The sequence below is a fragment of the Austwickia chelonae genome, from assembly GCF_003391095.1.
In the GTDB taxonomy this organism is placed as follows: domain Bacteria; phylum Actinomycetota; class Actinomycetes; order Actinomycetales; family Dermatophilaceae; genus Austwickia; species Austwickia chelonae_A.
In genome coordinates, this window is the sequence record NZ_CP031447.1 from 3,054,359 (window position 1) to 3,071,285 (window position 16,927).

Genomic DNA, 16,927 nt, shown 5'->3' on the forward strand with positions numbered 1-16,927 from the left:
CAGATCGATCAGCGAACTTATGTGTTCCATTTGGACCACTTCGGTGTTCAGATCTGAACAGTTGCTGCCGATTCGGGTGTGCAGCACGACGGGTGAATTCCTCGTCGATCCTTCCTCAGCCTTTTCTCGGGAGACGTGTGTCTGGCCGGGCGACGACAAGGACTTTTCCATGGATGTCAACTCGCAGAGCCCGATTGTGCTCACTGCGGTCTATGACGAGTACCGCCGTTACGAACGGTATTTGGCGTTGGCTTTCGCGTTGGGCCTGGTCACGGTGGTGTCCTTGCTGTGCCAGAACCCGGCATGGCCTGCGTCGACGGCTGTCCTGGCTGTCGTGGCGATCGCTTTTCGTAAGTACCACGTGGTGGTACATCGGCTGATCGGTGCGCCCGGCCCGGCGGCGGACCAGGCGGTGCAGCTGTGGGGTACAGCTGCTCAGGCGTGCGTCTGGGGCGCGATCCCGATCGTCTTCGCCATGGGGGTCCTGCAGATCTACTCCTGAGGCTTCGGCTCTGCTGCGGCACGGCTGCCTCTTCTCACCCTGATACGCCGAGAGGCCCGACCTTTGGAAGGGGGTCGGGCCTCTCGGCGATGTCCGTGGACATTCAGGGCGGTGGCGGTGGGATTTGAACCCACGGTGGAGTTGCCCCCACACACGCTTTCGAGGCGTGCTCCTTTGGCCGCTCGGACACGCCACCGTCGACCAGACTACTAGAGCTGGAACGCGTCAGGAAATCCGGGTCGTCTTTTTCCAAGCGTTCCTTCTGTGTCGCCCGTGGTCGGCTGCCGGTTGCTGCAGCTCTCCCACGGCCGTGGGCCATCTGCTGTCCACCGCTGCTCACCGGGCCGTCCACCGCTGCTCACCGCACCCGTCCCTCACTGCTCACCGAGCCGGCCCATCGCTGCTCGCCGAGCTGTCACCGGCGTTCGTCGAAGAAGTCGAGCAGCAGCTGTCCGCATTCCTCGGCACGGACTCCGCCGACGACCTGGACGCGGTGCAGGGTGTGGCGGTCGCGGACGAGATCCCACAGGGAGCCACAGGCCCCGGCTTTGGGGTCCCAGGTGCCGAGGACGACGGTGTCGATCCGGGCCAGGGAGGTCGCCCCGGCGCACATGGGGCAGGGTTCGAGGGTGACGACGAGGGTGCAGCCGTCGAGTCGCCAGTTCTGACGACGCCTGGCGGCTTCGCGGAGGGCGACGATCTCGGCGTGCCCGGTGGGATCGTGGTCGATCTCCCTGGTGTTGGCGCCGGTTCCGATGATCTGTCCAGCCGGGTCGACGACGACGGCTCCGATGGGCACATCTCCCGCTTGACCTGCTGCTTCGGCGAGGTCGAGGGCGGCCTGCATCCAGTCGTCGTAGCGGCGGTCGTAACCGGTTGCATGCGCTGTCCGCTCGGACGGGGACGGATCTACTGAGGTCACACGTTAAGTTTGCTGTATGCGCGTGCATGTGGCCGACCACCCTTTGATCAATCACAAGCTGACCTATCTGCGTGACAAGCAGACGGATTCGCCGACTTTCCGCCGGTTGGCGGAGGAGCTGGTGACCCTGCTGGCCTATGAGGCGACGCGTGATGTGCGGGTCGAACCGAAGCCCATCGAGACCCCGCTGTGTTCGGCGACGGGGATCAAGTTGGCGAATCCGAAGCCGGTGATCATTCCGATCCTGCGGGCGGGGTTGGGGATGCTCGAGGGCATGGTGCGCCTGCTGCCGAGTGCGGAGGTGGGTTTCCTCGGCATGGTGCGTGACGAGGAGACCTTGGAGGTCAGCACGTATGCGAACCGGTTGCCGAAGTCGTTGACGGGCCGTCAGTGTTATGTGGTCGATCCGATGTTGGCGACGGGGCATTCGTTGGCGATGGCGATCGAGTACTTGGTGCAGTTGGGTGCTGAGGACATCACGGCGGTGTGCCTGTTGGCTGCGCCGGAGGGCATCGAGCACGTCCGTTCGATCTTCGACGGTCGGCCGTTGTCGGTGAATCTGGTGGTCGGCGGGGTCGATGACGGCCTCAACGAGCAGGGGTACATCGTTCCGGGTCTGGGTGATGCCGGTGACCGGTTGTACGGCGTGGTCTGATTCCTGTCCTGGTTCTTTCAGTGGATGCCGTCCGGGGTTCCCGGGCGGCATCGTCATTTCCGAGGTCGGTCCGGTGATGGCTCGGTCGGCCTGGCCGTCAGGCCGGGTCGTCAGGCTGTGCCGGTTCGATGCTGTTCGGTGATGTGCAGGACGTCGGCGGCGAAGCGTCGCCAGGTGTCGGTGTCGCGGGTGAGGCGGGCACGTCCGAGGTCGGTGAGGGTGTAGTCCTTGCGGCCGGGGCCGGATCGGGGTTCGACCCAGTTCGCGGTGACCTGTCCGGCGTCTTCGAGGCGGGCGAGGACGGGGTAGATGGATCCGCCGCGTAGGGCGCCGAAGCCTGCTTCGTCGAGTCGGGTGGCGATGGCGTAGCCGTGGAGGGGCCTGTCGGCGACCAGTCCGAGGATGATGATTTCGAGGCTGGCGCGTACCCAGGTCAGGGGGTAGGCCGTGCGGTCGTCGGCGTCCTTCATGCCCTTAAGTCTTGTTCGTACCTACATAGTGGTCAACGTGAGGAGGCTGGGCGGTTCTCCTCACGCAGGTCCCGTCGGGGCGGCGGACCGGCGCACGGCTGGTGTCGCGCCCGGAAAGGACCGATATCAGCCCTTAGGCTGCCCGTGGAGTCCACACGTGTCGTTCTTGGGAGATCACGCATGCCTTCGCAGGTCAAGCGGTTCTTGATATGGGCCTTCTGGGCATTCGTCATCTATGCGATCGTCACCTCCCCGGACAGAGCGGCTGACATCATGCGGTCGACAGCGGCCATCATCACGAACGCCTTCCACAACATGGGGGTATTCTTCGACCGCATCTTGAACCGGTGAATGGGCAGCTGAGGCTGGGGCGACGAAGGCGGTGAGCAGACATGCCACTGTTCGGCGGGGTCGACGGCACGCCCCGCACGGTGGCGCGTTATCTCGTCGACGACGAACGGTGCGTGGTGGCGACCAGACGGCACTGGGTGGTCTTGGTGGAGCCCTGGTTGAGTGCTCTGGCCTCTTTCCTCCTGGTGGCCTGGTTGGCTTTCGAGGTGGTCGATCCACGTCCGGGTCGCCTGGTGGATCTGCTGTGGTGGGTGTGGTTCGCCGTGGTGGGTCGGGCCCTGTGGCTCACCTGGGATCGGCAACGCACCTGGTTCGTGGCGACTGATCGCCGGTTGTTGTTGATCTACGGGTTGGTGATTCGACGGGTGGCGATGATGCCCTTGGCGAAGGTCACTGACATGAGTTATCACCGCACGCCGCTGGGTTGGCTGATGGGTTTCGGCGATTTCATCTTGGAGAGTGCCGGGCAGGACCAAGCGCTGCATCGGATCCGGTTCGTTCCGCGCCCTGATCCGACGTATCGGGCGATCGTCGACGAGATCTTCCACCGGGACGGTGAGGACGGCGGCTACGTCGACGACCGGGAGCGGGACGGGGTTCACATGGTGGAGGACGCCGATGGCCGGTGGGTCGAGGTGGAGGACGATCCGACGAGCCGGTTGGCGATGTCGTCGTCGACGAGCCGATGGCAGGACATGCAGGTCGTGCAGACGTATCCGCCGAGGGGATTCCGGGCGCGGGTGTCACGGCGCAAGCACCGGGTCGCTTCGTGGCTGGGGCTGGAGTCGCCGGGCGAGCCGATGCAGCGGATGTCGTCGCGGGATTCGTCGAGGGTCGATCGCCGTGGGGGCCCACCGCACGAGCGGTGATATCGGCGGCATGTCGACTTCGGCGTCGGCTTCGGCGGCCGTGCACCCCCCCAGCCCCAGGTCAGGATTGGCCGGGCACTCCGGCTCCGGTCGGCGGCAGGTTGGGGTTGTCGCCGGGGTTGAGGGCTTCTTCGGTGGCATTCTTCCGGGCGATCTCTTCGGCGCGGGCGGCGTCACGGCGGGCGCGTTCGGCGGGGTTGAGAATCTCTCGTGGGCTGAGCAGCTGGTAGAAGCCGAGGGCGTTGCCCCAGTTGTCGGAGAAGTTCGCGAAGCCGACGACGTCCTGGATGATGACCGTTTCCCCGACGGGGACGTCGACGTCGGTGAGCCGTTTGACGGCGATGTCGATGTCGGCCACTTCGAGGCGTACCCGGGCATTGTTGGCACCGGGCCGGTCGTGTCCGGTGGAGATCTGGAGCCAGGCTCCGGGTGCGATCTGCCATTCGAGGAAGTCGTCGAGCGGCGCCGTGTCGGGCCCGTGCCCGAAGACGTGGGTGTAGAAGTCGAGGACTTCGTTGAATTCGCCCGCGTTGAGGGCGATTGTCAGGCCTCGGACGTCATCCATATGTCCAGAGTAGGTCACTGGGGGTCCGCAGTCCGGGATCGTCGGCATGCGATGGGGGCTGTGCCTCAAGTCGGTTCGTTGTGCACCGAATGGAGTGTCATGCGCTGTGTCACCGTCCGGTGGCCGGTATGTCGCACGACCACCGATCGGGGAGCGAAATGACTGTGTGGGGGCTGGTGTCGACGGTGGCGGTGGCGGTGGCGATGGTGGCGGCGGCGCTGGCTTTCGCGGTGTATTCGGGGGCGGCTCGGCGGACGATGGCGGCGGCGACGGGGCTTCGGGTGGACCTGTCGATGCCTCCGGCGTGGGCGCTGGATGTGTCGGCGGCGCAGTTCGCGGTGTCGGAGTGGGTGCCGGTGGCCGGTGATGGCGAGGTGAACCGTCAGCATGTGCGCCCGGAGCATCCGGCGGTGTCGGTGGCGGCGGTGCCGGGCTTGCGGGGTGGCAGTGAGGTGCACATCTGGTTGTCGGGATGGTCTTTGCGGTGGGGCCTGGTGCGTCATGTGGCGGTGGCGCGCCGACAGATGGCTGTCTTGGCGGAGGTCTTGCGGACGGCGGATCGGGCTTTTGACGCTCCGGTGCCGAATGACGAGTCGGCGCAGGTGGTTCAGGTGTTGTCGCAGCGGGCGTCGGGGCGGGGTTCGGCTGCGTGAGCTCGGCGTGTCGACGGACGGATGCCTCGTCCTTGTTGGACGCTCAGTTTGTTTGAACCATATCCATCGGACAGATGGATGAAAAAGAGTTCTTCTGCTGGACGAATGGCCCTATTCGACCGCCATTGGGCGCACATCTCGACCGCTCACCCCACCCATGACCCCTAATCCGACATATCGCACACCTGGTGGCCAATGGGCTCCGGTAGCCTCCCGCCTCAACCGACCTGAACGACATCGTTGCCGCGCGACGCCATCGACGGGACGGGATGCGACACCTTCATGTCGCAGAACCACCCATGGCGAACGCCTACCGGCGGCCGTCATGTTTCATGTCCACCCAGCCAAGGAGTCCCGACATGCGCGTCATGCGGACGAAGTCGATCGAGCAGTCGATCGCAGAGACGGATGAACCGGAGTTCCAGCTCAGGAAGCAGCTCACCGCGGTTGATCTCACCGTTTTCGGTATCGGCGTCATCATCGGTGCCGGCATCTTCACCCTCACCGGCCGGGCCGCTCACCTGTATGCGGGCCCGTCCATCGTCATCAGCTTCGCGGTGGCCGCTTTCGCCTGCGGCCTGGCAGCCCTCTGTTATGCCGAATTCGCTTCTACCGTCCCGGTTTCGGGCTCCGCTTATACCTTCTCGTATGCGACTCTCGGCGAGCTGGTCGCGTGGATCATCGGATGGGACCTCCTCCTGGAGATGATGCTCGGCGCGAGCGTCGTGGCGCAGGGGTGGTCGCAGTACTTCGTGGTGCTGCTGTCCAGGGTGGGGATCACCTGGCCTGCGTCTTTGGCGCCGGGCTCGTGGTTCGATCTGCCGGCTTTCCTCTTGGTCGTCGTGCTGACTGCGTTGATCGCCTATGGCATCAAGGAGTCGATGCGGGTCAATTTGATCCTGGTGGCGTTGAAGTTGTTCATCGTGCTCTTCGTGATCGTGGCGGGCCTGTTCTACGTCAACGCCTCGAACTACTCCCCGTTCATCCCGGAGGCGAAGGCGTCCGCCGAGGTCGGCGGTTCGTGGCTGACGGCTCCGCTGGTGCAGACGCTCTTCGGTTTCACGCCGACGACCTTCGGGTGGGGCGGTATCTTCGCGGGCGCGTCGATCGTCTTCTTCGCCTACATCGGTTTCGACGTGGTGGCGACGACGGCCGAGGAGGCGAAGAATCCGCAGCGTGATCTGCCGATCGGCATCATCGCGTCGCTGGTGATCTGCACGGTGTTGTACATCGCGGTGTCTTTGGTGATCACCGGCATGGTTCCTTATGAGCAGATCAACCCGAAGGCGGCGTTGGCGACGGCGTTCGAGTCGGTGGGCAGGCCTGCTTATGCGACGTTGATCGCGGCTGGTGCGGTGGCGGGTCTGTGCACTGTGGTGATGACGTTGATGATCGGCGCGACGCGGGTGACTTTCGCGATGTCCCGTGACTGGCTGCTGCCGGCGTCGTGGGGTGTGACGAGTTCACGGACGGGCACTCCGGTGCGCCTGACCTTGGCGATCGGCTTGTTCGTGGCCTTGGTGGCGGGTTTCACGCCGATCGGCACCTTGGAGGAGATGGTCAACATCGGTACGTTGACCGCTTTCATCCTGGTGTCTTTGGCGGTGCCTGCATTGCGTCGTAAGCGCCCTGATCTGAAGCGTTCTTTCAAAGTGCCGGGTAGTCCGGTGTTGCCGGTGTTGTCGGCGGTGGCGTGTTTCTGGTTGACCTTGAATCTGTCGGTGGAGACGTGGATTCGTTTCGTGGCGTGGATGGCTTTGGGCCTGGCGATCTATTTCGCTTACGGGTACCGGAATTCTCGTCTGGAGAAGAATGCGCCGACGGCGGAGGCCCAGGACGCAGCTCGGCATGAGCACCATGGCGGCAACCCCGCCGTGGGTGGCGACTTCTGATCCGCTCCAACGATTTTCGCAATACGGACATGCGGATGTGCGTCATCGTCTTTGTCATTTCTCACCCACATGGGTCGAACGTCCGCTAATCTGGAGGTGTCGCCTTCGCCAGGGGCGACAATCTTGGCGGTGACGCGCCAGGGATGACCGTCGGAGCCCCCACTTCTTCTGAAGTGGGGGCTCCGATGATTCTGGAGCTTTATCGGGTGCTCGTCGGTTTCTTCACCAAAATTCGCTGTTGTCTGCGACTGTACCCATGGGCGAGGAATGGCAGAGTGTTATCCGTTCGTGTTTGTCGTATGACTGTCAGGGGTATGGCACGGCGAGCCCGTCTCGTTCGGGTCGTATCTGAGGCTCCCTGGGACCTCCAGCCCTAGGCCGTCGGATCCCGGCGTCGCGTGGATCGGCGGCACCGTCCTCACCTTGGCGGTGTGATGGCAGGCATGGGCGGCGGCTCGTCGCTGGTCTTACTCCCTGGCCGGCGGCGGGCCGTTCTTCGTGTTTCCGGCGGGGGGACGTCGGGGCATGGCAAATCCCCCATTCGAGTGGACGAATGGGGGATCTGCCGCACCTGAGGCTCCCTGGGACCTCACAAAGACCAGGCTGCCGCCACTCCCGGCGTCGCGAGGATCGGCGGCACCGTCCTCGTCTTAGGTGCAGGCTTACGCAGTGGCGGCCCGCCGCAAGTCCGTTCTGTTTGACGAATGGCTTGTGGCGGGCCGCTCCTGTGTCACTTCCTGCGACCTTTCGCTGGGCCTAGAAGTGTCAGAGCTTCATGGCCTTGTAGGCGTCCAGGGCCAGGTACTGTCCGGTGCCATTGCGCGGCACGATGGAGATCGTGATGGGCGCTCCGGTGTCGGGCAGTGCCAGGCGGCGCAGCAGCTGCTTGTACGGCTGGTCGAGGGTGCCCTTGGAGCTGAAGTCGGCCCAGTTGGTGCCGTTCACCTTGAGGGTGCCTGATCCGCCGTTGGCGAAGACGGTGCCGTAGAGGTCGAAGTGCTTCGTCCCCGCGGGCAGGGTCAGTGTGGCGACCCCGTTGTATCCGATCATCGCCGAGTTGTTGAAGTACGGCAGGTTGAGGTTACGCATGTCCGTCCACGATCCGACGAAGGTCGCGGTGGAGCTGTTGAGATCGATCCAGCCGGTGGTGTCTTCCCCGACGGGGCCGGGGAAGGTGACATCGCTCTGCGCCTTGGTGGAGACCACGCTGTTGGAGTCCTTGGCGGTGACGTAGATGCGGTAGTGGTCACCGGGCATCGCGATGAACGGCGAGGATGTGGCTGTGGTGTCCTTCAGCCAGGCGATCTCCGGGCCCATGGTGCCGTCGGCGTTGATCTTCTGGTAGCTGGTGGTGTAGCTGACGGCGTTCGGGGCCGACCAGGTGAACATCGTGGTGGGGAACTGGGCCCCGGCGACGATCTGGTTGGTCACGGTGACGACGGAACCGGTCGGGTTCTTGAAGTCGAGGGTCCAGGTTGTCGGGGCACCGTCGGCGAAGGTGAACCCGCTGGCCGGCATCGCCTTGACGACGATGCTGGTCTTACCTGCGCTGGACTGCGGCTTGCCCAGGGTGGCCGGGTCAGCAGCGACGCCGTCGACGTACCAGACAACGCCTTCCTGCACAGGCAGGGTGTAGGTGTCGGTGGTGTTGGTCGGCGTCATCGGGGTGATGGGGCTGGCGGTACCCGGCTTAAAGGTCCACGGAGCTGGTGCGCTGCCGTCAGGGTTGGGGGCGATGACGTAGACCGAAGAAGCCGGACGTGCCTTGACCGTGACGATCCCGGAGTAGGGCAGTGCCTTGCCGAGGTCGGTGGCGGCGATGTCCTTGGTCACGCCGTTGGCGTCGGTCACCGAGTAGATCACCGTCGGGTCGTTCGGGAAGGTCAGCGTGTAGCTGCTGCCGCCGGCGACCGGGGTCTGGATCGGGGCTGTGGGGGTGATCACCATCGAATTGGTGAAGTTGTAGTCCCAGGCGCTGGTGACCGGGTTGCCTTGCGCGTCGTTGGCCAGCACAGCAGTCGTGTCGTTGGCAGATGTCCGCACCCATACATGGGTGTAACTAGCCGGGTCGACATTCGCCCCCATAGCTTTCTGAAGGTCAGTCAGACTGACAGTCTTGCCGTACCAGGTGAAGTCAACGAAACGCCATTCTCCTGCCTGAGGCTGAGTCGTTCCTGAAGTGATCGCGAACTCATACCCCTTGAGTCCTGATTGCATTGCAGGGAAAGTGACTGCGTCGTTGACCAGACCAGTGGCGTCGATCCACTTCGGGCCTTCCGGAGTTACCGCCGAGCGGTTGTCGAAGACCTGAGTCCACGTCGTTTTGGTGACCTTCGTGGTGTCGATCGAGTAGTTGTTCGCAGTGTCAGCAACAGCGGTGAAGGTGTATGTCTCTGGAGGAAGCGTGGTGAAAACTGGAACCTGAGTACCCAGCCGTGAATCTGTCGACGAGTAAGTCACTGATGGACCAGGAGTCCCATCCTTACGAGTGCTGGTAACGGTCCACCCCAGGCCGTCAACCTTAGGAAGGACGTAGTAGTCCGCATTACCAGGTCCGTCGACCAAGGTGGGCGCAGGAATGGCGGAAATCTTAATGGTGTCGGTGAAGCTTGCAGTCACAGTTTTGATCGCAAGACCTGCTGCATCAAACTTGTGGGTGGTATCAGTGATGCCAAATATTTTCATCGGCACATTTGCCGCCAAATCAGCAGGGCGCGTAATTGATGTTGCCCCTGCAGGCACTTCCACCAAGCCAGTAGCGGGATTTCCAGGAGTAGTATTCGCCGCAACGGCCGCTCTCGCCGATACCAGATCTGTTGGGTCGACGAGGTCTCCCTTTGTGCTGTAGAAGTAAGTCACGCCAGGGATGTTCGTAAGCGTAACTGTGTCGCTACTCTTCCCGTCTCGATCGTTTACCACTGGAGCGACCCAATTAACTTGGGCCTTATTATCGAGCACGAACGAGAATGACTTGGTGATTCCCGTATATCCAGTGGCTGGCGCCGCTGTTACTTTAACTTCGACTGCACTGTTCACAGTCAGGACGGCTTGCGCATCAGGCCCAGCGCTCTCAGGCCAGATGATGCCATGGGTCGTACCATCGATTGTCGCCCCTGAAGTGTTTGCCACGTTCGCCGCAGCCCCGGTTCCAGCACTGTCAGTGACAGTCCAGGTAATTCCGGTTCCCTTGGTAACCGTGATAGTTCCTCCAGCTGTCGCCGGGGCAGCTGCCAACGTAGCAGTAGGCGGAGGAATGGACTGAACGGAGCAAGTCGCGTCCGTGATGTTAGCAGCAGTCACTACATTGTCAGAAACTTTTGTGCCATCTGGATCATAAATTGCGAGGTCCAGGGCCAGCCCTTTAACTCCGGAGGTGACCGTCGCATCATAATCAGCAGTAGCAAGGTAATAACGAACCGTCTTACCGTCGGCTGAAAGCACTACCGCGCCCGCCGCAACAGCAGTCGTTGTAACAGCATCGTTCGTATTCACGGTAGCGTTTGACCCACCCTTAATCGTGTAAGTGCCGGTCTTTGCGGGGAAAGTTATGTAGTCCAGCCCAGCACCGCCACAGACGTTGGTGAGGGTGACGTCAGCTGCTGCCGCCTGCGCCGCGAGGGGCATGGCCGTCATGCCCGCGAAGGCGAGGGCCATGGTTGCCGTTGCGGTGAGAAGGCGCTTGCCAGATGTGTGAGACAAGGTGCTCTCTTTTCTTACGTGCCCCGCGCAGGGTCATGCGCAGGACGGCCAGGGATGACGGCAACAACTATTGCCACATTTGCCAAGATTTGGAAGTCGAGAAGCAAAAAACATGGCTATTTCTCGCATCATGAAATGGTCATTCGTCCATGACGAACGTGTGAATAAGAATCCCTCACGGTCACAGCAATATCACGCCCCCGTGAACGAATTCATACATGTCAAGCACCGACACCACGTCCGGAATACCAGGAACCTGAGCGATAACATCCCCGGTTTTCGGCTTCACCACGCCGATATACCGCCGATAAGCCCGGTGAACAACGCAACACCGACCATTCATCCCGGGCGAACAACCGCCCGCATCACCGGAGAGGGACGCCATGTGGGAACACCGCGAGAGCCGCATCACCGACGCGCTGGCCCGCGACGAACTCCACTACGCACTCGCCCTGTCCGGCTCCCTCCAATGGGGCACCACCAGCACCCTCGTCCTGCCCCCGCTGAACGCCCGCAGCACCCCCGACGAAAACCCACCGGTCAACCAGTGAGCTTGTTCAACACCTCGTCCTTCGCGTAGACGTCCTTCGCCATCGCCCGGGTCACACTCGTCACCGGCATGATCAGCCGCGTCCCGACCTCACGCTTCCCCGTCGACAGGCTCTGCTTGTCCAAGTTCGGGCGGTCCTTCTTCGTCAGATCCGACACGAAAGTCGCCAACTCCGCGCCGACCCGGTCCTGGTCCTCCCACGTCGTCGCCGCCAACTGGCCCGCCATCAACGCCCGCACACCCTCAGCGGACGACCCGGCACCCACCACCACCGGCACCGACTTCTTCAACTCGGCCACCGCCTTCACCGCCGCGAGCGCCGCCCCGTCGTGCTGGGCGACCAGTGCCTCCGGTGCGCTGTCGGTGTAACGGTCGCGGAAGAGCTGTTCGACGGCTTTGCCGATCTCGCCGCTCTCGACGGCTGCCCGGTCGAAGTCGGTGCGTCCGCTGGGGAACTCGATGAGTTTCTGGTCTTGTTTCGGTTTGAGTTCGGCGATGGTGGCGTCGAACTGGAGTCGTGCGGTGACATCGTCCTTGCGTCCGGCGAAGATCTCGACCCGGGAGGGTTCGCCGGGGCGTCGTCCGGCGACGGCGGTGGCGACGGCTTCGCCTTGGGCTTTGCCGCGGGCCGAGGGGTTCGAGCCGACGTAGTAGTCGATCGATTCGCTGTTGCGGGGTAGTGCGCCGGTGGCGATGACGACGACGCCGGCTTTCTTGGCCTGGGAGAGCCGTTCGGCGATCCGTCCGCCGTCGAGGGCGTCGACGACCAGCACTTGAGGTTTTTCCTCCAGGAGGAGTCCGACGAAGTGGTCCTGGTCGTCGGGGCGGTCCGACATCCGTGAGATGACCTTGAAGCCGGCTTTCGTGAGTTCGGCTTTCACGGAGGCTTCCACGCGGCTGCCGAGTGGCAAGGCCAGGGCGACGGATGAGCCTGCGGCGATCGGGGCGTAGGGCGGCGGGGTCGCCGAGCTCGCTGACTCGCCGCCCTTGTTCTCGCGGGTCGAGCAGGCCGCGGACGTGGCGACCAGCGCGGCTGCCACCGCGACGGTGAAGAGTTTTGTCCCACCTGTATTCACAGCACGCACAGTTCGGCTCCCACCATGACGAGAAGAACACGGACATCGGGTGCCTGGCTGCTGCGGCGTCAACACCGCACCCCCGCAGCACGCCGTCCCCTTACAGAGCACCCTAACCGCGCATACCCGGACAAAGCGTGACTAAAACACTGGAATCGGTCAGTGCATCGGCGGTGCCCGCTCACACAGCGGGGAAGATCACGAGTCACTGAGGGCGGCTCGCTAGGCTGACGGCCGTGAACCGGACCCAATCCCTCCGCCTTCTCTGGTGTGTCGTCGCTCTCATCGCCGTCGGTGGGGCCATCGCCCGGCTCACCGGACTCGACATCCAGAACTATTGGATCGACGAGATCTTCAGCGTCCGCCAGACTGACAGCTCGCTGCTCAAGGTGTTGCGTGTCGGTCGGACGGAGGTCCACCCGCCCACCTACGCCCTGCTCCTGCATGTGTGGGTGCTCCTCGGCGGCAACACCACCGCGTGGACGCACCTGCTGTCGGCGTTGATCTCCATCGGCGGTATCGCCGTCTCCTACCTGGCCTTGCGTCGGTCGTCATTGCCCGATGTCGCCCGCGCGATGATCGTCATCGCCACCGCGTGCAGCGGCTTCTCCCTGGCCTATGCCCAGGAGACCCGCGCCTACTCGCTGATCTGGTTGGCAGCGGTCGGCACCACTGCCACCACGCTGATGATCGTCGAGCAGCTCTCGGCTGCGAAACTCGCCGCGTCCGCCGGGCCCGACGCGCCCACTGCACCCGACGGTGATACGGCCGCTGCGACGGCTTCGTCCGCTGAGATGGCTCCGGCCGCGACCGGGGATCAGAAGGCCCCTGAAGGTGGCGTTGAGAAAACCGATCAGGCGAAAGCCGACCGCAAGATGTGGCTCCCCTGGATCATCTGGGGTCTCCTCGGCTCAGCCGGTCACATGTTCGGCGCGATCCTCGTCATCGGCGCCGCCGCGACCCTGCTGTTGATGTTCCACCCGTCGTGGAAGAAGATCCTCATCGCCACCGGGATCGCCATCCTGCCCCAGATCAGCTGGGTCGGATTGGGCCTCGCCATCACCCCCAAGTTCGCCAATGGCGCGAAATGGGCCCCGGCGCCGGATGGTGAGAGCGTGCTCCAGCTGTTCCGCAACACCTTCGCGTGGGGGCCGCTCACCCAGGTCGAGGACGGTTTCTACTTCCACGGCATGACCGGGATCATCATCTTCGGCGGCATCCTCGTCCTGGCCCTGCTGGTCCGCGCCGCCATGGTCGCCACCAGCGGAGGCGCGCTCAATGCCCCGGCCGTCCCCGACGCCGAACCCACCACCGAAGATTCCCTGAACCACGCCGTCATCGCCCTGGGCATCCTCACCACCGGCACCATCGTCGCCGTCTACGGAGTCAGCCAGATCGAACACCTGTGGCTGCTCCGCAACATGATCGTCGTCGCCCCCGCCCTCAGCTGGCTGGTGTGCCTGCTCGTCGTGCTCCTGGCGCCGCGCGGAGCCCTCCGCATGGTGTTCGCCTCGGCGACCGCGATCGCCCTGGTCGCCTCCATGGTCAGCGCAACCGCTGCGCAACGCATCCCGTACAAGACCGGTTTCCGTGACGCCGTCTACGACATCATGCGGTTCCGCCAGGCCCACCCGGACGGCTTCGTCCAACACAATGTCGACAGCTGGTGGCTCCTCGGCACCGACCATCCCCGCGACGACAACTCGATGAACAAGATCCTGCTGCCCGGGCAGCGCATCTCCCCCGGGCCCTTCCCGAAGAACATCGTGCGTACCGACAAGCCCACCCTCGTCGTCGGTATGCGGCTGCACCTGCGCGACAACGAGAAAAAGGGCCGTTACATCATGGACAGCCTCGGCGCCGACCGGTGCCGACAGATCATGCACAAAGACGTCACCGTCATCTGGTGCGATGCCCCCACCTCGGCGAACCCCAACCCGACGGCGAAACCGGCCCCCGACTGGCCCCGCCCCTGAACACTCCACGCTGAACCCCTGACGTCGACACCATCGACCCGGACATGCTGGTGGGCCGCCCCTACGGGACGGCCCACCAGCATCTGTGATCCCCCAGGATCAGCGTTTCACCACGATCGCCTCGGCGGCTTGGTCATGCCAGCCCCGGTTGCGCCCGGTCGAGTCGAAGAAAACCGAGAAGGCCCCCAGGCAGAAGAAGGAGTTGGTCACAGACAGGATGAAAAGACGCAGCACGCCTTTCCAGAACCCGATCTGCTGCCCGTCAGCAACTCGCACCACTCGTATTCCACAGATCTTCTTGCCCCACGTGGCGCCTTGGACTCCATCGAAATACCCGTAATAGGCGTACGGGAGGAGTATGCCGATGAGGAAGCCCAACACTCCGGCGACCGAAGAAGAACCGCTCTTCCCCCCACCGCCTATCGCAATCAGGATGCCCAGCACGAACACGAGAACGAACAAGCCCACGAAAATGAAGAAGCCATCCACCAGCAGTGCCAGGACACGCATCCCCGGCGATGCGGGCTGCACCTGAGGGCCGGCCTGACCGTACTGTGACTGCCAGGCCGGGGCGCCCGCCCCGTAGTTCGGCTGCGCCCACACACCCTGCTGCGGGTTTTGACCAGCAGGTGCCGCGTACTGGCCGTACTGCGGCTGGCCGTACTGAGGCTGCCCCTGCGGTTGGCCGTATTGCGGCTGCTGCGGTTGGCCGTATTGCGGCTGCTGCCCGTACTGCGGCTGTGCCTGCGATGGCTGGCCGTACTGAGGCTGCCCGGCCGGAGCCTGCCCGTACTGCGGCTGCTGGCCGGCAGCCGCCGAGGATTCGGAACCCCCGTATCCCGGCTGGCCCCACTTCGGGGCACCCTGCTGCGCAGAGTTGTTCCCCTGAGAATCAGCGTTCTGCTGTCCCTGCATCGACGGCCACGAAGCCACCGGCCCAGACGCCGGCGGCTGCTGCCCCCCGGAATTGTGCTGCGGCGGCCCTGTCGGCGTGCCAGTCATCGTTGTCCTTCCTGTACTGATGGGTGAGCCGCGAAGCATCTGAATGCGAAGTCGCGCTACGGGCGTTCCCAGTATCAGGCCCTTCGCCCTGCTGCCACGGCCCAGCACTCCGAAATCGACGATGAGCTTGACCTAATCCCTTGCTATGGAATATTTCTCATACAAAAATTGGCGATGCTCCCGCATCCGGAAACACACAGCCCGCCACGCCCCACCTGAATTGCACCTCGGCCACCACCACAGGACACGGCCCGAAGGCTCTGACCAGCCGATTCGCCTTAGGCGCCTTCCGGCGGGTAGCATCAATGCTCGTTCCCCGGTCTCACCGAGGAGCAGGCGCCCGTAGCTCAACGGATAGAGCATCTGACTACGGATCAGAAGGTTAGGGGTTCGAATCCCTTCGGGCGCGCTCTGTGTTGAGACAGAAAGCAGGCCCTGATCAGCGGAAACGCTGGACAGGGCCTTTTGCTTGTGCGCTTTCACCGGCGTCGGCCGCTCCTCGACCAGTTATCTGACCAGTTATCCGCCCGACATACTCACGGGCGCGGGCAGCGGCGATGGCGATCACCGCCGTTACCGCAGTAGCAGGCTTGCTACGGGCGCTGACAGGCTCGCCACAAGGGGAGGCACCGCCGTGATCGCCACGATCCACCTAGTTGTCCATCCACTGCCGACCTGGCTACTGGCCATCTTCGGTGCGGCGATGGCGGTGAGTGTCGGGCTGACCTTTGTGAATGCATGGCACCGCCACAGCGAACGACTGGCGGTCGAGGCCCGATGAGTCTGCTCACCACGGCACAGGTCGCGGAGCTGGTCGGCGTCAAGGCCACCAGCCTTCGCGGCCTGGTCAGCCGCCTACGTCAGCAAGGCGTCGAACTCCAGGCACCCAAGGAGCAATGGCCCGACAAGCGCACACCGATGTACGACGAAGCGGTCGTCCGCGCATGGATGGACGCCCGCCCCGGTCAAGGGAACTGGACCAGGGGCGAGAGCCGCCGAGGCGGACGATAGGCGGAGCGCCGTATGGAATACCTACCGAAGGGATGGATGAAATGACCACTCCAACTCTGGCCGTCACCGCCAAACGGTGGCAGGGCGGCTGGGAGCTCCACATCGACGGATATGGAGTCACTCAGTCCCGCACGCTTGACCAGAAGGCCGCGGAGCGTGAAGTCCACGATTACATGACCCTGGAGACCGGCCAGAAATGCACTGCACCGGTCGCACTAACCGTCGACTGACCGGACGCGGACAGTGAGATTCCCTGAGAAATCAGGGCTTTTTCTGTGCCTCTCGAACCGCAATATTAGTGATCATCGGAGTTGCTACCGCGATCGACCTGGGCAGCCGGGCGGTAGTAGACATCAGGACCGTGATCACTGGCTACGAGGGTCGGCATCGCCGAGACAAGTAGCCCAGCGGCCCCGGGAAAAAAGGAGTTTCCCGGGGCCACCCACTCAACGTTACTCACCGATCCCCTCGTGACGAAAAGAGAGAAAGATGCTCAAACGCTTGATCATCCGGGACGCCCTCCCCGTGCTCGGAATGCTCGCGGCAAAGGCGGCCGCGCCCCAGGTCATCCCCTGGTGGGCCGTGGGCCTGATCGTCCTCCTGGCGGCCGTCGATGTAGCCGTGCGCTACTGGGCCGACCGCATGAAGCGCCAGGATGTCGAGGGGACGCCCCAAAGCCAGCAACGGCGACAAGAAGCAGTGACACAGAAGGGCCCGGCATGACACCGGGTCCT

The 16,927-nt window shown here is 63.7% G+C and carries 18 protein-coding genes and 2 tRNA genes; 13 read left to right on the forward strand and 7 right to left on the reverse strand.

All coding sequences use genetic code 11. The features are described 5' to 3' along the window. The first annotated feature begins 169 nt into the window (after window positions 1–169). Entirely contained in the window at window positions 170–502 is a 333-nt protein-coding gene (locus tag DX923_RS13420; protein WP_162872989.1) for a hypothetical protein, read from the forward strand. A gap of 109 nt (window positions 503–611) precedes the next feature. Here the strand turns inward: DX923_RS13420 and DX923_RS13425 are convergent. After that, a tRNA-Ser gene (locus tag DX923_RS13425) sits at window positions 612–698 on the reverse strand. Between the two features lie 219 nt (window positions 699–917). Continuing rightward, on the reverse strand, window positions 918–1,349 hold the full coding sequence (locus tag DX923_RS13430; protein ID WP_116115633.1) for a nucleoside deaminase: 432 nt from the start codon (window positions 1,347–1,349) through the stop codon (window positions 918–920). Window positions 1,350–1,440: 91 nt separating this feature from the next. Here DX923_RS13430 and upp point away from each other — a divergent pair, with 91 nt between their 5' ends. Continuing rightward, the gene (gene upp, locus DX923_RS13435; protein ID WP_116115634.1) at window positions 1,441–2,079 is read left to right on the forward strand and encodes a uracil phosphoribosyltransferase; all 639 of its coding nucleotides are present in this window, start codon (window positions 1,441–1,443) and stop codon (window positions 2,077–2,079) included. A 110-nt stretch (window positions 2,080–2,189) separates the two neighbouring features. On the opposite strand, the gene DX923_RS13440 is transcribed toward upp, so the two are convergent. Further along, window positions 2,190–2,549: a PadR family transcriptional regulator gene (locus DX923_RS13440; protein WP_116115635.1), complete on the reverse strand. Its 360-nt coding sequence runs from the start codon at window positions 2,547–2,549 to the stop codon at window positions 2,190–2,192. Between the two features lie 180 nt (window positions 2,550–2,729). Between DX923_RS13440 and DX923_RS16310 the strand changes: the two genes are divergently transcribed. Both DX923_RS16310 and DX923_RS13445 read left to right on the forward strand, forming a co-directional pair. Further along, on the forward strand, window positions 2,730–2,900 hold the full coding sequence (locus DX923_RS16310) for a hypothetical protein (protein ID WP_162872990.1): 171 nt from the start codon (window positions 2,730–2,732) through the stop codon (window positions 2,898–2,900). Between the two features lie 41 nt (window positions 2,901–2,941). After that, on the forward strand, window positions 2,942–3,769 hold the full coding sequence (locus DX923_RS13445) for a PH domain-containing protein (RefSeq protein ID WP_116115636.1): 828 nt from the start codon (window positions 2,942–2,944) through the stop codon (window positions 3,767–3,769). A gap of 61 nt (window positions 3,770–3,830) precedes the next feature. On the opposite strand, the gene DX923_RS13450 is transcribed toward DX923_RS13445, so the two are convergent. Continuing rightward, window positions 3,831–4,334 carry a VOC family protein gene (locus DX923_RS13450; protein WP_240322641.1) on the reverse strand — a complete coding sequence of 168 codons (504 nt, stop codon included), beginning with the start codon at window positions 4,332–4,334 and terminating at the stop codon, window positions 3,831–3,833. Between the two features lie 158 nt (window positions 4,335–4,492). Between DX923_RS13450 and DX923_RS13455 the strand changes: the two genes are divergently transcribed. Both DX923_RS13455 and DX923_RS13460 read left to right on the forward strand, forming a co-directional pair. Beyond that, window positions 4,493–4,987: a hypothetical protein gene (locus tag DX923_RS13455; RefSeq protein WP_116115637.1), complete on the forward strand. Its 495-nt coding sequence runs from the start codon at window positions 4,493–4,495 to the stop codon at window positions 4,985–4,987. Window positions 4,988–5,346: 359 nt separating this feature from the next. Continuing rightward, window positions 5,347–6,879 carry an amino acid permease gene (locus DX923_RS13460; RefSeq protein WP_116115638.1) on the forward strand — a complete coding sequence of 511 codons (1,533 nt, stop codon included), beginning with the start codon at window positions 5,347–5,349 and terminating at the stop codon, window positions 6,877–6,879. 765 nt (window positions 6,880–7,644) lie between these two features. On the opposite strand, the gene DX923_RS13465 is transcribed toward DX923_RS13460, so the two are convergent. Then, complete coding sequence (locus DX923_RS13465) at window positions 7,645–9,498, reverse strand: hypothetical protein (protein ID WP_162872991.1); 1,854 nt, start codon at window positions 9,496–9,498, stop codon at window positions 7,645–7,647. Window positions 9,499–10,961: 1,463 nt separating this feature from the next. Between DX923_RS13465 and DX923_RS16315 the strand changes: the two genes are divergently transcribed. Continuing rightward, entirely contained in the window at window positions 10,962–11,129 is a 168-nt protein-coding gene (locus tag DX923_RS16315; protein WP_162872992.1) for a hypothetical protein, read from the forward strand. Here the strand turns inward: DX923_RS16315 and DX923_RS13470 are convergent. Continuing rightward, window positions 11,119–12,213: a substrate-binding domain-containing protein gene (locus tag DX923_RS13470; RefSeq protein WP_162872993.1), complete on the reverse strand. Its 1,095-nt coding sequence runs from the start codon at window positions 12,211–12,213 to the stop codon at window positions 11,119–11,121. The two genes, DX923_RS16315 and DX923_RS13470, sit on opposite strands and share 11 nt — an antisense overlap. 227 nt (window positions 12,214–12,440) lie before the next feature. On the opposite strand from DX923_RS13470, the gene DX923_RS13475 reads away from it, so the two are divergent. Continuing rightward, window positions 12,441–14,180 carry a hypothetical protein gene (locus tag DX923_RS13475; RefSeq protein ID WP_116115641.1) on the forward strand — a complete coding sequence of 580 codons (1,740 nt, stop codon included), beginning with the start codon at window positions 12,441–12,443 and terminating at the stop codon, window positions 14,178–14,180. Between the two features lie 99 nt (window positions 14,181–14,279). Here the strand turns inward: DX923_RS13475 and DX923_RS13480 are convergent, their stop codons facing one another. After that, window positions 14,280–15,182: an RDD family protein gene (locus tag DX923_RS13480; RefSeq protein WP_116115642.1), complete on the reverse strand. Its 903-nt coding sequence runs from the start codon at window positions 15,180–15,182 to the stop codon at window positions 14,280–14,282. A gap of 336 nt (window positions 15,183–15,518) precedes the next feature. Here DX923_RS13480 and DX923_RS13485 point away from each other — a divergent pair. From DX923_RS13485 to DX923_RS13500, 5 genes are all read left to right on the forward strand, one after another. Beyond that, window positions 15,519–15,591 (forward strand) — tRNA-Arg (locus DX923_RS13485). Between the two features lie 225 nt (window positions 15,592–15,816). Further along, window positions 15,817–15,963, forward strand: a complete 147-nt coding sequence (locus DX923_RS16320; RefSeq protein WP_162872994.1) for a hypothetical protein — start codon at window positions 15,817–15,819, stop codon at window positions 15,961–15,963. Then, a complete protein-coding gene (locus tag DX923_RS13490; protein ID WP_116115643.1) occupies window positions 15,960–16,193 on the forward strand; it encodes a hypothetical protein in 234 nt (77 codons plus the stop codon). Before DX923_RS16320 ends, DX923_RS13490 begins: the two co-directional genes overlap by 4 nt. Before the next feature lie 41 nt (window positions 16,194–16,234). Further along, window positions 16,235–16,423, forward strand: coding sequence for a hypothetical protein (locus DX923_RS13495; protein WP_162872656.1), 189 nt, complete (start codon window positions 16,235–16,237; stop codon window positions 16,421–16,423). 259 nt (window positions 16,424–16,682) lie between these two features. After that, window positions 16,683–16,916, forward strand: coding sequence for a hypothetical protein (locus DX923_RS13500; RefSeq protein ID WP_116115645.1), 234 nt, complete (start codon window positions 16,683–16,685; stop codon window positions 16,914–16,916). The last annotated feature ends 11 nt before the right edge of the window (window positions 16,917–16,927 follow it).